The organism is Sporosarcina sp. SG10008 (assembly GCF_044569405.1).
Taxonomy (GTDB): Bacteria; Bacillota; Bacilli; order Bacillales_A; family Planococcaceae; genus Sporosarcina; species Sporosarcina psychrophila.
The window spans coordinates 2,854,090-2,867,952 of the sequence record NZ_CP172607.1; the positions used below are offsets into that span (position 1 = coordinate 2,854,090).

Annotated in this window: 11 protein-coding genes and 1 other annotated feature; of the genes, 4 read left to right on the plus strand and 7 right to left on the minus strand. The window is 42.0% G+C overall.

Translation table 11 applies throughout. The features are described from left to right. Positions 1 to 80 precede the first annotated feature (80 nt). Entirely contained in the window at positions 81 to 1,793 is a 1,713-nt protein-coding gene (locus tag ACGLYD_RS13765) for a peptide ABC transporter substrate-binding protein (protein ID WP_067211885.1), read from the minus strand. A gap of 238 nt (positions 1,794 to 2,031) precedes the next feature. Here ACGLYD_RS13765 and ACGLYD_RS13770 point away from each other — a divergent pair, with 238 nt between their 5' ends. After that, positions 2,032 to 2,376 carry a DUF3899 domain-containing protein gene (locus ACGLYD_RS13770; RefSeq protein WP_067211888.1) on the plus strand — a complete coding sequence of 115 codons (345 nt, stop codon included), beginning with the start codon at positions 2,032 to 2,034 and terminating at the stop codon, positions 2,374 to 2,376. 59 nt (positions 2,377 to 2,435) lie between these two features. Beyond that, positions 2,436 to 2,690 (plus strand) — a binding site (T-box leader). Between the two features lie 250 nt (positions 2,691 to 2,940). Further along, the gene (gene trpS / locus ACGLYD_RS13775) at positions 2,941 to 3,927 is read left to right on the plus strand and encodes a tryptophan--tRNA ligase (protein WP_187045527.1); all 987 of its coding nucleotides are present in this window, start codon (positions 2,941 to 2,943) and stop codon (positions 3,925 to 3,927) included. 763 nt (positions 3,928 to 4,690) lie between these two features. Here the strand turns inward: trpS and fabF are convergent. Together fabF and ACGLYD_RS13785 are read right to left on the minus strand one after the other, a co-directional pair. After that, entirely contained in the window at positions 4,691 to 5,926 is a 1,236-nt protein-coding gene (gene fabF / locus ACGLYD_RS13780) for a beta-ketoacyl-ACP synthase II (RefSeq protein WP_067211893.1), read from the minus strand. Between the two features lie 79 nt (positions 5,927 to 6,005). Further along, complete coding sequence (locus ACGLYD_RS13785) at positions 6,006 to 6,938, minus strand: beta-ketoacyl-ACP synthase III (RefSeq protein ID WP_067211895.1); 933 nt, start codon at positions 6,936 to 6,938, stop codon at positions 6,006 to 6,008. 186 nt (positions 6,939 to 7,124) lie between these two features. Here ACGLYD_RS13785 and ACGLYD_RS13790 point away from each other — a divergent pair, with 186 nt between their 5' ends. Further along, positions 7,125 to 7,307, plus strand: a complete 183-nt coding sequence (locus ACGLYD_RS13790) for a DUF2929 family protein (RefSeq protein ID WP_067211898.1) — start codon at positions 7,125 to 7,127, stop codon at positions 7,305 to 7,307. Between the two features lie 836 nt (positions 7,308 to 8,143). Here the strand turns inward: ACGLYD_RS13790 and ACGLYD_RS13795 are convergent. The 4 genes from ACGLYD_RS13795 to ACGLYD_RS13810 form a co-directional block, all read right to left on the minus strand. Further along, entirely contained in the window at positions 8,144 to 10,279 is a 2,136-nt protein-coding gene (locus ACGLYD_RS13795; protein WP_342538836.1) for an AAA family ATPase, read from the minus strand. 155 nt (positions 10,280 to 10,434) lie between these two features. Then, positions 10,435 to 10,917, minus strand: a complete 483-nt coding sequence (rraA, locus tag ACGLYD_RS13800) for a ribonuclease E activity regulator RraA (protein WP_399628477.1) — start codon at positions 10,915 to 10,917, stop codon at positions 10,435 to 10,437. An 845-nt stretch (positions 10,918 to 11,762) separates the two neighbouring features. Next, on the minus strand, positions 11,763 to 12,071 hold the full coding sequence (locus ACGLYD_RS13805) for a metal-sulfur cluster assembly factor (protein WP_067211901.1): 309 nt from the start codon (positions 12,069 to 12,071) through the stop codon (positions 11,763 to 11,765). Between the two features lie 54 nt (positions 12,072 to 12,125). Then, positions 12,126 to 12,893: a prolyl oligopeptidase family serine peptidase gene (locus ACGLYD_RS13810; RefSeq protein WP_399628480.1), complete on the minus strand. Its 768-nt coding sequence runs from the start codon at positions 12,891 to 12,893 to the stop codon at positions 12,126 to 12,128. A 135-nt stretch (positions 12,894 to 13,028) separates the two neighbouring features. On the opposite strand from ACGLYD_RS13810, the gene ACGLYD_RS13815 reads away from it, so the two are divergent. After that, on the plus strand, positions 13,029 to 13,838 hold the full coding sequence (locus tag ACGLYD_RS13815; protein WP_067211906.1) for a Cof-type HAD-IIB family hydrolase: 810 nt from the start codon (positions 13,029 to 13,031) through the stop codon (positions 13,836 to 13,838). Positions 13,839 to 13,863 lie beyond the last annotated feature (25 nt).

Below are 13,863 nucleotides of genomic sequence, written 5' to 3' on the forward strand. Positions count from 1 at the left end.
CAGTGAAAAAGAGAGTACATGGTCATAAATGCCCATATACTCTCTTTTCTATAAGATTTTAAGCTAACAAGTTATACTTCTTACTTTTCTGCAGCTTCCATATACGTCCATTTGTAGCTATAGTCGCCACCGAATGGATGTGTAGCAAGACCTTTTACAGCAGGGTTCATAAGAACCATTCTTCCGCGTTGATACTGAGGTACAAGACCTGCATCATCTTCAAGAAGAATTTTTTCAGCTTTTGCAAATGCTTCAAAACGAGCTACTGGATCAGTTGCAATTGTAGTTTTTGTAGATTCAATAAGCTTGTCATACTCTGGGTTAGAGTAATTCATTTTGTTTTGTGGACTTCCCGTTACGAACAATTCCATGAACGAGATTGGATCCTGGAAGTCAGGGCCCCATCCTGCTGATTGAACATCATAATCACTTGTATCATCAAGTTCAAGACGAACAGCAAAAGGAACTTCTTTCAGTTTGATTGTCAAACCTGGAAGGTTTCTTTCAAATTCCGATTTGAACCATTCTTGTTGTTTTTTAGCGTTTTCAGTGTCGCCACCGAGAATTTCAATTTCCACTTTGTCTGTTCCAAGTGCTGCCAGACCTTTTTTCCAATATTCTTGTGCTTCTTCAACGTTATATGCAGAGAATTCACCGCTGTAATCACGGAAATCTTTTCCATCCGCATCAAAAGTAAAGTCATCTGCAACTAGGAAGTTAGCAGCAATAGAACCATTAGCAAGTATTGCATCTGCTAACTCTTCTTTGTTGAAGGCTCTTGCGAATGCTTTACGAATGTCAGCATTTGCAAGTGGTGTAGCTTTACCGTTACGTTCTTGATTCAGTTTAAAGTAGAATACAGATGTTTCAAGCTCATTGATGATATTTGGATCATCAGCAAATTGCATTGCATATTCAGCAGAAAGTAGTACACGGTCTTTCTTGCCTTGTTCATATAATTTTACACCTGTTGCAGTTTCTTTAACGACGTCAACAATGATTTCTTCAAGTTTTACAGTATCAGCATCCCAATACTTGTCATTTTTAACATATTTCCAGTTACCAGTACCATCCCAATCAGCTAATGAGAATGGACCGTTATAGATCATTGCTTCAGAGTTAGTTGCATATTTATCACCCTGAGCAGTTACGAATTCTTCGTTAAGTGGGTAGAATGTACCGAAAGACATAAGTGATAGGAAGTAAGCAACTGGACGTTCAAGTTCAACGATAAGTGTTTTATCGTCTTCTGCTTTAATTCCAAGATCTGCAATTTCTGCAGTTCCTTCACCGATTTCAGTTGCGTTTTTAATCATGCCTGCCATCAAATATGGTCCGTAAGGTGAACCAGTATCCGGATCGACTGCGCGCTGCCAAGCATATACAAAGTCATGCGCAGTTACAGGTGTTCCATCAGACCATTGTGCATCACGGATTTTGAATGTGTATGTCAATCCATCTTCACTGATTTCAGGTTCTCCATCTGCCATAGCAGGTACTGGAAGACTGTCTTGGTCAAGACGGTAAAGTCCTTCCATAATGTTGTTCAGTACGTTGAAACCTACAGCATCTTCTGAAATTGATGAGTCAATAGAAGGAATCTCTGCTGTTTCAATCAGATTCAGAACTTGCGCCACTTCTTCATTAGCTGGTTCTTCTGTAGTTCCTTTGTCCTCTTCTTTGTCTTTTACCGGTTCAGTAGTGCCTGCTTCTTCTTTGTCGCCGCACGCTGCTAAGAACACGCTAAGTACAAGCATGATACTAATTAGCCACATAAATTTGTGGTTTTTCAAATCGATGACCTCCTCAAAATTGTCTGAAAACTAGGTACATTTATATTATACAATGATTCTCACAGTTGTACATACCTTTTTGAAATTTTCTAGTGTAATAGAACAGCGTTATATAGACAAAGCCTGCATTGACAACGCTTACAACGATAAATTAATTCATATTTTTTATTGATATACTTCTGTTATATTGATTTTTTCTTACCAATACTTTACTATTACTTTGGAACGGGGTGGAAATATGAAGAAAATAGTTAGGAATATTCTGATTGCACATGTAATAATTATTCTGCTTATTCTACTCTATTTTAAAGAGCTCACTTTACTCTCTTATATAAACGCATCTTTCATCGTTGGTGGCGTACTAACATTTCTTGGTCTGGTCTCTTTCGTTTTTTCAACCGGATTTTTCGATGTATTTACCGTTAGCATGAGAAAAGTAGTTACACCTAAACGTCGGATGGATGATGTTATGGCGATGCGGAAGCCTTCAGAAGTTTTTTCAGGAAACGTAAGTCCAATGCTCGGAAGCGGTACACTCATTCTTATTATGATGGGAATCGCGCTCCTTATTTTTTATATTTAAGGAGCAAGCCTATTGCATTTTTCCAGTGTAAGATTTATAATTATTAGAAACATTTAGAGCGAATGGCAATGACGGAAAAAAGTATTTCAGTATCAGTCTTTCAGAGAGCCTGTGGGTGGTGCAAACAGGTAGACTGAACCGAAAGAATGGGATCCCGAGCTTGATAAGCGAACCTTTTGAGCTAATTCAAAGTATATGGACTTTTTGAATTAGCCCTAAAGAAGCTCGTCACGTCCCCCGCGTTATGGGAATCAGAGTGGCCTTCGGGCAATTCGGGTGGTACCACGGTTGATCAAACATCAGTCGTCCCTTTTTTTACGGGGACGGCTGATGTTTTTTTGCGTCTACAGCATGTAGGTGTGCAACCATTGCCGGGGTCAGCAGGATGCTGATCATGTAGTCGTTGCGACAGGACGTCGCGTTCTTAGACTACCTTCCGTTATCGGCGAACTTTGGTTGCCTTCCATCGTGATGAACTTAAGCCGTCTTCCATCGGAGCTTTTTCATCATATTAGGTAGCCTTAACAATTTATTTTATCCATCAAACAGGAGGAGTTTTTCAAAATGAAAACCATTTTTTCAGGCGTACAGCCGACAGGAACAGTAACACTTGGCAACTACATCGGTGCCTTCCGTCAATTTACAGAGTTACAAAATGACTATCAATGCCTATTTTGTATTGTCGATCAGCATGCTATCACAGTTCAGCAAGATCCAGTGGAATTGGCAAAAACAATCCGTTCTCTTGCTGCAATCTATATTGCAAGTGGAATCGATCCAGAGAAAGCGGTATTGTTTATCCAATCAGAAGTCCCTGCACACGCGCAAGCAGGCTGGATGATGCAATGTATTGCTTATATCGGTGAACTTGAGCGTATGACGCAGTTCAAAGATAAATCAGATGGGAAAGAGGGCGTTTCTTCGGCGCTTCTGACATATCCACCACTTATGGCTGCTGACATCCTTCTATATAACACTAATATCGTCCCGGTTGGCGATGACCAAAAGCAGCATCTTGAATTGACGCGTGATCTAGCAGAGCGGTTCAATAAAAGGTTCGGCGGTATCTTGACGATTCCAGAAGTCAGAATTCCAAAGAATGGTGCACGCATTAAGTCACTCCAAGATCCGTTAAAGAAAATGAGTAAATCTGATCCTAATAAAAAAGGGACTATCTCGCTACTTGATACACCCAAAGAAATCGAGAAAAAGATTAAAAGCGCAGTAACAGATTCTGAAGGCATCGTGAAATACGACGTTGAAAATAAACCAGGTGTATCGAATCTATTGACAATTGAATCAGCGTTAAGTGATGTTTCAATTGAAGATCTTGTTGTGAAATATGATGGACTTGGATATGGCGCATTTAAAGCTGGCGTAGCCGAAGCCGTCATCAACCATCTATCACCTATCCAAGAGAGATACTACGAACTTTTGGATTCGCCTGTCCTAGATGAAATTTTGGATGAAGGCGCAGTGAAAGCAAATGCGATTGCAGCTGTCACTCTCGGGAAGATGGAAGTCGCGATGGGACTCGGACGTAGACGGTAAGAATAATCATGATTGTTGCTACGACGAATAACGCAAAATCTGCCGTATGTATTATAAAATAAATGATTTGATACCAGTCGTAACCGAATGATCTGTAATTAAAATAAAATATTATTTGTGAAACAGTAACAACAATTAGCCCATAACTAATTAGAAATAAAAATATGCGTGTCATTAGCATCGTCCTTTTGATTTTCTTTGATTATATGACAGCATGGCCCCCTTTTAGACGAAGGGGGCCATTTAATTTAAAAAGATAGTACTTTGAATGTGTCGGGGTGGGTTGGCGCATTGCGGAACTCTGAGGACAAACTTCGGTACTGTGAGGGCTAATTACCAAACTGTCAGGGCAATCCACGAAACTGGGAGCGCATCGCAAAAATCTGAGTACAAACTTCCGCACTGTGAGGGCAAATCATCAAACTGTCAGGGCAATCCACGAAACTGGGAGCGCATCGCAAAAATCTGAGTACAAACTTCCGCACTGTGAGGGCAAATCATCAAACTGTCAGGGCAATCCAAGAAACTGGGATGGCATCGCGAAAATCTGAGGGCAAACTTCCATACTGTAAGGACAAATCGCCAAACTGTCAGGGCAAGCCAAGAAACTGGGAGCGCATCACTAAACTCTGAGGGCAAACTTCCATACTGTAAGGGCTAATCGCCAAACTATCAGGGCAAGCCGCGAATCTTTCTGAACAAGCCCAAAACTACATAAACAAAAAGACGCCCCAGTAAACTGGAACGTCCTGCTAACTTAAACTTATACTTTTTTGAATACGAGTGATGCGTTATGTCCGCCGAAACCGAGTGAGTTGCTCATAGCGTACGTAATGTCCGCTTTGCGCGCACCTTCAGTTACATAGTCGAGATCACACTCAGGATCTGGATTCACAAAATTCATTGTCGGTGGCAGGATTCCTTCTTGCAATGCCTTCACCGTGAAGATTGCTTCCAATCCGCCTGCTGCGCCGAGCAAATGGCCTGTCATTGATTTTGTTGAGCTCATCGTGAGTTTATAAGCGTGTTCGCCGAAAACTGTTTTCGCTGCCATTGTTTCGAATTGGTCGTTATATGGCGTGCTCGTTCCGTGAGCATTAATATAATCGATTTCATCTGGACTGATACCACTTTGCTCAATCGCCTGTTGCATCGCGCGTGCGCCACCTTCGCCCCCAGGAGCTGGAGCCGTAATATGGTGCGCATCACCTGTTGCACCATAGCCGGTTAGTTCAGCGTAAATTTTCGCACCGCGTGCAATTGCATGCTCGTACTCTTCAAGGATTAAGATACCAGCTCCTTCTCCAATTACAAAACCGTCACGTTCTTTATCAAATGGACGTGATGCGGTTGCAGGGTCGGGGTTTAACGACAATGCTGTATTCGCACAAAAACCAGCAACTGCCATTGTTGTGATTGGCGCTTCTGCTCCGCCAGTAATCATAACGTCAGCATCACCGCGGCGAATAACTTCAAATGCATCTCCTATCGAGTTCGTGCCTGATGCACAAGCTGTTACGGTACAAGAGTTAATGCCTTTTGCTCCGTGATAAATCGATACTTGGCCCGCTGCCATATCGGGAATCATCATTGGTACGAAAAACGGGCTAACACGTCGATAGCCTTTCTCTTGGAACGTTAGAAACTGTTGCTCATGCGTTTCCATACCACCGATGCCTGAACCAATCCAGACACCCGTGCGAAGAGCTAAATCTCCTTCAAGTTCAAGATTTGCATCTTTCATTGCCATAATCGATGCCGCAAGTGCGTAATGCGTGAATCGATCCATTTTACGCGCGTCTTTCCGAGAGATATATTGTTCTATATCAAAATCTTTCACTTCTGCTGCCACTTTTACAGGAAACTTATCACTGTCAAGTCTTGTTAGTGGTCCGATTCCAGATTTCCCTTCCAAGACCGCTTTCCAAGACTCCTCCGCTGAATTCCCGACTGGAGAAATTGCCCCTATACCTGTTACTACTACACGTTTTATTCCCATATGTGAAAACTTCCCTTCTATTCTATAAAGACTGACGCTTCTTGTCACTTTTCATACACTACAAAACATGTGTACTTTTTTATTTTCCCCACTTAATGCATATTGCGCCCCAAGTGAGACCTCCGCCGAATCCAACCATGACAATAACGTCATCATCTTTCACTCTGCCTTCAGCTAGATCATCGACAAGTGAAATTGGAATGGACGCGGCAGATGTATTGCCATATTTATGGATTGTCTTGGACATTTTTTCTACTGGTAAACCTAGTCGTTCACGAGAAGATTCCATAATTCGTATATTCGCTTGGTGCGGAATAAGGAAATCGACGTCTTCCTTCATTAGACCCGCTTTTCTAATAACGCTTTCTGCGGATTCGCCCATCTGACGGACTGCGAATTTGAATACTTCACGGCCATTCATAACAAGTTTTTCATCCTGATAAAGGTGTTTGCCACCGCTACCGTCTGCACCGAGTTCGAATGACAGGATTCCCCGTCCTTCACTTACTTTTCCTATAATAGCTGCACCCGCTCCATCTCCGAAAAGAATGGCGGTATTGCGGTCTTCCCAATTGGTAATTTTAGATAATTTTTCAACTCCGACAACTAGGACATAATCATATGTGCCAGATTCGACGAACTGTTTCGCCGTTACGACGCCATACATGAACCCTGCACAAGCCGCTGAAATGTCCATAGCCGCCGCATTGGTTGCGCCGAGCTGTTGTTGAAGCATTGTCGACACTGAAGGAAAAGGTCGATCAGGTGTGACTGTAGCTACAAGAATAAGTCCGATTTCTTCTGGTTTGATCCCTGCGTTGTTAATCGCTTCCACTGCAGCGTTGTATGCCATATGAGACGTATCCGTTGAATCGTCTGCGATGCGTCTTTCTTCGATGCCTGTCATTGTACGAATCCATTCATCCGATGTATCCAAACGCTTTTCTAGGTCCGCGTTCGTCAAAACGTGTGATGGTACGTATTTACCCATGCCGATAAATCCAGCAGTCATTCCGCATCCCCCGTTCTTTATCATCTATTATTAGTACCTGCTCTTAATCATAAAAGAAACGGGCTCACTTTTCAACCTGTTGACACTTTTTCGCCAAATAAAGTTCCGTTTGCATGGAAATTAGTTTCTCCAATGTAACCACTGTGATATGATTAAATATGAAATAGTAATGTAGAGGTGAATTCAATGAAATACGTAATGACATTTTTCTGGTCTTTCTGTTTAATCACTATGTTGAACTATGTTTCTGGAGCAATTGCTAACTTGCCATTTGACTTCATGCCAGGCGTATATGTTTCGCTTGTCGTTTCTGTAATCGTTATCTTACTGGCTGAATCTTTCCCAGAAGGCGAAATTGCAGATCATTAATCAACAAAAAACCATCTCCCTCGCTGGGGATGGTTTTTATATTGGATACTACTTGTGTTGATTAACCAAAAACAACCAGTAATTAACTGAATCAAACACTAAGCGCTTCGTGTACAGGTTGTTTGGATTGCTTTGAATTGAATGCCCTCTATACGATTACCGAGATGTCTTGATGTGTAGGGATGCGACTTTGTCGCATCCCTACACATTTTTTCGGTAATCGTATGGTGCTTATTCATCCGTCGCGCTCCAAATTCCTAAGTACACAAAGTACTAAAATTTTTCGGGACGAAAGAATAACGGGGCTTCTTATCTAGATAATAGCCGCCAAAGATACAATTTTGTCGGCTGAAGCCTTCTCCATAGTCTTGTCTTTTTTAGTTAAGAAAGAGTCACTTTCTTATAGTCCATCGCATGATAAGATGCATACCCTTTACTAAAGGTAAACAAGGAACACCTTGTACAAAGTACTAAAGTGCCCGAAATTGTATCTTCGGGCACTTACAACATGTATAAAAAGTCATCTATTCTTTTATTCTAAAGCAGCTGTATTTTTCACTTGACCGTTATAGGAACGCGATAGGAAACAATTCGCAACAGGGTTACTGAAAAGGGTGTGGCTAGGAATGACGAAGTCGTTTCTAGCCACACTTGCCCCTCGGTAAGGTTGTCGTGAATAATTCTCTGAAAGCGGATCGGGAATGATCCAGTGAAAATGGCGTTTTTTAAGCCTTTCTTACCTGCTCTTTATGTAAGAAAATAGTTAATCAATAGACGTGATTGGATACTATAGAAAAAGCCGCAGGAAGTTCAAACTTCCTGCGGCTTTTTCTGTTTTAATCTGTTTGAATAACTAATTTCCCGTCTTCCATAGCTAGAACGAGTTTATCATTTAGTTTAAGATCGCCTTTAATAATTTCTTTTGCAACCATCGTTTCAACATGTCGTTGGATAAAGCGTTTCAATGGACGAGCTCCGAAATCGGCATCTGTTCCTTCATTGACAATCCAATCGAGCACATCTTCACTATATTCCATAATGATTTCCTGTCCACGTAATCGTTTAACTAGGTCTTCAATCATTTTCCGTGCAATCTTGCGGAATGAATCACCTGTCAGTGAATGGAAAATAATGATGTCATCCATTCGATTTAATAACTCTGGTTTGAAATGATTTTTTAATTCGGCCATGACTAGATCTTCTGCTGCATGGTTTTCTGTATCGTCTAGCCCATGAAGCAAGTAGGCAGAGCCGATATTCGAAGTCATAATGACGACAGTATTGGTAAAGTTGACGAGTCTGCCTTGGCTATCGGTGATTCGGCCGTCATCTAATACTTGCAATAAGATGTTTGCGACATCCGGATGTGCTTTCTCGATTTCATCTAACAGCACCACTGAATACGGATTGCGTCGTACTGCTTCCGTCAATTGACCACCTTCTTCGTAACCGATGTAGCCTGGAGGTGCGCCAACAAGCCGTGATATACTATGCTTCTCCATATATTCCGACATGTCGATGCGGATGAAATGATCTTCCGAATCAAACAATGTCGCAGCGAGCGTTTTCGCCAGCTCTGTCTTACCGACCCCAGTTGGTCCCAAAAATAGGAATGAACCAATTGGTTTATCTGGATCTTTAATGCCCGCACGTGCGCGCCACACGGCTTCCGTCACAAGTTGTACAGCATCATCCTGCCCAATTACACGCTCTTCAAGTGTTTCACGCAGACGAAGTAGTTTTTCACGTTCACCTTCAACAAGTTTCGTTACCGGAATACCCGTCCAACGCGCGACAATTGTTGCAATTTCTTCTTCCGTCACTTCTTCACGGAGCAGTCGATTTTCCTGTCCCTCTACAAGCGCGGCCTCAAGTTCATGCAACTCCTCCTCTAGATTCGGGATTTTTCCATAAGTAAGTTCTGCAGCTTTATTCAAGTCAAACCGATTTTCAGCTTCTTCCAGTTCACGTCGGAAACGGTCTAGCTTTTCTCGCTTATCCTGGATTCCACGCAATGTTTCTTTTTCAGAATCCCATTGCTCCCGCATGCCTGCAGACGATTCTTTCAGCTCTGTCAGTTCATCACGAAGTACTTCAAGACGATTTTTACTGACCGCGTCTTTTTCTTTACGTAACGCTTGCTCTTCAATTTCAAGCTGCATAATCCGGCGTGTCACCGCATCCAATTCGGATGGCATTGAATCGATTTCAGTCCGTATCATCGCGCTCGCTTCATCTATTAAGTCAATTGCTTTATCCGGCAAGAAACGCTCTGTTAAATAACGGTCTGATAATGCTGCCGCTGCAACAATTGCACGGTCATGGATGCGCACACCATGATGAAGTTCATAGCGTTCTTTCAATCCCCGTAAAATCGACACTGTATCTTCCACGGACGGTTCACGCACGAGTACTTGCTGGAAACGGCGTTCAAGCGCAGGATCTTTTTCGATATATAACCGGTACTCGTCAAGTGTCGTTGCTCCGATACAGTATAATTCACCGCGTGCTAGCATTGGTTTCAGCATGTTGCCAGCGTCCATTGCTCCTTCTGTTTTCCCCGCGCCGACAATTGTATGGATTTCATCAATGAATAGAATGATCTCCCCTGCACTATCTTTCACCTGTTTCAGTACGCCTTTTAAACGCTCTTCAAATTCACCACGGTATTTTGCACCCGCGATAAGTGAACTCATATCAAGTTCAAAAATTTGGCGATCTTTCAATCCTTCTGGCACATCGCCCTTCACAATTCGTTGCGCAAGTCCTTCAACGATTGCCGTCTTGCCGACACCCGGTTCCCCGATTAAAACAGGATTATTTTTAGTCTTTCTTGATAAAATCCGAATGACGTTACGTATTTCCTCATCACGACCAATAACGGGATCCATTTTCCCTTTTTTAACTTCTTCAACGAGATTCCGTCCAAATTGTTCTAGAGGTGTACGCTGGTCTTCTTGCTGTCCGTCCATTCGCATATACATCCGCCTTTCTATAAGTCAACGTCTGACTTTGACTATCTTTGATTAATTAAATTATAAGATGAATTTGATTGAAAGTAAAGCGATTTGCACGGCGATGAATGATAAGAAAAGACCTCTACAAAGGAGTGTCTTAGGGTTTGTCATTAGCTGTACAGATTACGAGTGGCTACCACTACTCCGTCTTCGTCCGCATAGACAAAGTGATTGGGATTCCACTCTATATCTCCGAAAAGCAGTTTACTGTCCTGTTCCCCTTTTCCCTCTTTTGTACTCTTCAACGGATGACTGCCTAGTGCCAGCACACCAATATTTTGTTCGATTAATTCTGCTGTATCGCGAACACATCCGTAGATAATAACCCCTGCGAGTTTACGGGTTTCAGCGATAACACCTAAATTGCCGCCCATTAACGCACATCTTTTTGAACCTCCGCCATCGACAACAAGAACACTACCTTCCGGAATAGTTTGCAGTGCTTCTTTCACAAGAACGTTATCCTCAAATACTTTCACAGTAGCAATTGGGCCAGAAAATCTTTTGCTTTTGCCATACGATTTAAATACCGTTGAACACACTTGCAATTCGTTTGAAAAATCATCACATACATCCGCAGTTTTTATCGACATTTGAACACTCTCCCTTATTGGAATTCTTTCTCATATCTATACCATTCGACATTATTTCGATATTCCTTTTTAAGTGAGAAATATAATGTCTGTTGATGAACCACTTTTTCAGATGAAGCACCTGATAGAAAAGCATACAAGTCTGTATTTGCACGTGTACATTTCCGGCTTGCTTTGGACGAAATAATCACAATACTATTACCACGGGTTCAATGTGATTGGAAATGACTTCGTCACTTCCAGCCACATTTTTTTCGGTCATCCTGTTGCGACTATCTGTCCGTCGCATACCTACATTGTTCAAGTGACAAATGCAACTACTTTGGAAGATGAAAGAATAACTAGCTTTCTAGAGAGGTTGCAAGAGCCCGAAGATGAAATTTCGGGCACTTCACTACTTTTAATAAAGCCCTCTTTGCTTATTTTAGCAAGGATCAGACAAGTAACAGTGTGCCGCTAGATAGAAAATAACCCTGCCTTAAATTTGAAAAGGAAATACTATAAAGAAGGAGTAAGCAGCCAAAATTGCATCTTTGGCTGCTCCTTTATTGGATAGCAAAGTGGCTATTCATTCATTCCCGAAAGCTTTGGCACTTGGTGTACCGGTATTTTTGGAGAGCGACGGACGAACTACCACCATACGATTAACGAAAAAATGAGTAGGGATGCGACATTGTCGCATCCCTACTCAGCAAGATATCCCAATAATTGTATAGTAATCGTTCAGTCCACAGCGATCCGAAAGTACCTGTACGTAAGGATAATCTGTTGTGAAGATTTACCCGTGAAACCAACAAAAAAACCGCGCGACTTATCTCTAAGTCACACGGCTTTACTATTTTCTATTATCTTACGCCTAACGCTATTTTAGCATAACGAGACATATTATCTCTTGACCATGGTGGGCTCCAAATGATATTAACATCTACGTTTTTCACTTCTGGAAGTTCCATCAGTTCTTGTGTAACGTTAGCAACGATTTGCGGCCCCATTGGACAACCCATCGATGTTAGTGTCATTGTCACTTTTGACGTTCCTTCTTCGTCAAGCTCTACATCATAAACTAGACCTAAGTTGACGATATCGACTCCAAGTTCCGGGTCAATAACGTTTTCAAGTGCCCCCATCATGCTATCTTTCATATCCTGGCTCATCTTCATCCCTCATTCCTTGTTTTTACTAGCTTCATCATAGCAGAGTTCGGCTGTTCATTTCAAATGGCAGGCAAGCCAATCAGCCGCCTGAAGCATTCCGGCTCTAGAAACGGCATGCCCCGAGGTAGCGCTTGAAACAAATTCAATTCGCTCCGGTTCAGTAGCATACTCCTTCTTGATGGCCTGATAGAAGTTGTGTGTCGGTTCGTATGGCACAACCGCATCCTGCTTACCATGCCAAAAGTAGACAGGTCTATTGTTCAATGCCGATGGATGTTTCGTTAAATCAAACGTAGATAATGTGGCGAGTAATTTCTTCTTTTCATCTTCAGTAACAGGCAATGTAAAACCGCGACGTTCGAACTCAGACATTTGTGCTTTCGCTAACTGAACAAAGCCTGGAGCTCCCATCATAACAGCGGCAGCATCGACCCAATCATAGACAGCAAGACAGCCGAGCGTCGTAATGCCGCCCATCGATGTGCCTCCTAAACCAATTTTACCTGTAGTAAAAAGTCCGCGTTGCACTAGCTCTTCACGAATGACACTCACTTCTTCAATTGACGTCAAAACGATTTCCCAAAAACGTAGACTCAGTTGGACTTCATCAAGATTATCTTCCCGAGCACCGTGTAGATGCGCGTCAGGTAAGAGAACTCGGATGCCTTTCTTCGCCATATTATAGGCATAATGCAAATTATGTTCTTTAGCACTCATGAATCCATGAATAAAAATAACAACTGGAACTTGTTTGTCTTTAAACTCATCCTCAACTATATGTAATAAGGGGATATCGCCCCATAACTCTTCAGTAACATTCATTGAAATCACACCTTTTCCTTTTCACTTGAGCGTACCAAAGTTTTTCTAAAAAAACAAAAGGCACGATTTCATGACTGGATTTTTTGACTTGAATCATATGTTAACGATAGACTATTTATAGAAGGAGGCGTTTTTTTGAAGCCACATTTAATCGTCCTCGATCTTGATGGGACATTACTTACAGACGAAAAAGTAATTTCAGATAAAACCAAGCTTACATTGAAAAAGGCAGAAGAAAAAGGTCATCACATTATGATTGCGACCGGAAGACCATACCGAGCAAGCGAAGTGTATTACCGTCAACTCGGGCTTAAAACACCGATTGTCAACTTCAACGGTGCGTTCGTTCACCATCCTGATAATCGTTCTTGGAAAACAATCCATGAAACGATCTCTCTTCCCGTGGTGAAAGATGTCATTGATGCTATGCAGCAATTTACATTCCATAATATTGTTGCAGAAGTGATGGATGATGTATACATGCACCATCACGATGAAAAACTGCTCGACATTTTTGGATTTGGTGAGCCTAAAATAACGCAGGGAGACATTCGTGAATTTTTGCAAGTCGATCCTACAAGTTTACTGATCCATGCACCTGACGATAAAGTTGATGCAATCAGACGCCATCTTGGTGATGTACACGCGGAAGTCATTGATCATCGTCAATGGGGAGCACCGTGGAAAGTCATTGAAATCGTTCGGCATGGCTTGAATAAGGCTGTCGGACTTTCACACGTCTCGAAGTGGATGGATATTCCAAAAGATCGAATTATTGCTTTTGGTGACGAAGACAACGACCTTGAAATGATAGACTATGCCGGCATCGGAGTGGCAATGGGAAATGGAATTGACAGATTGAAATCAATTGCGAATGAAGTGACAGACACGAATAATGAGGATGGCATTGCACGAGTGCTCCGCGAAAGGTTACACTTGGAATAACTACAATTATCCAACGGAGGGGTCT

Excerpts from the sequence above, each read along its gene's own strand:
- ACGLYD_RS13770 (WP_067211888.1), top strand. The coding sequence starts at position 2,032 with ATGAAGAAAATAGTTAGGAATATTCTGATTGCACATGTAATAATTATT.
- trpS (WP_187045527.1), top strand. The coding sequence starts at position 2,941 with ATGAAAACCATTTTTTCAGGCGTACAGCCGACAGGAACAGTAACACTT.
- fabF (WP_067211893.1), bottom strand. The coding sequence starts at position 5,926 with ATGGGAATAAAACGTGTAGTAGTAACAGGTATAGGGGCAATTTCTCCA.
- ACGLYD_RS13785 (WP_067211895.1), bottom strand. The coding sequence starts at position 6,938 with ATGACTGCTGGATTTATCGGCATGGGTAAATACGTACCATCACACGTT.
- ACGLYD_RS13790 (WP_067211898.1), top strand. The coding sequence starts at position 7,125 with ATGAAATACGTAATGACATTTTTCTGGTCTTTCTGTTTAATCACTATG.
- ACGLYD_RS13795 (WP_342538836.1), bottom strand. The coding sequence starts at position 10,279 with ATGGACGGACAGCAAGAAGACCAGCGTACACCTCTAGAACAATTTGGA.
- rraA (WP_399628477.1), bottom strand. The coding sequence starts at position 10,917 with ATGTCGATAAAAACTGCGGATGTATGTGATGATTTTTCAAACGAATTG.
- ACGLYD_RS13805 (WP_067211901.1), bottom strand. The coding sequence starts at position 12,071 with ATGAGCCAGGATATGAAAGATAGCATGATGGGGGCACTTGAAAACGTT.
- ACGLYD_RS13810 (WP_399628480.1), bottom strand. The coding sequence starts at position 12,893 with ATGAATGTTACTGAAGAGTTATGGGGCGATATCCCCTTATTACATATA.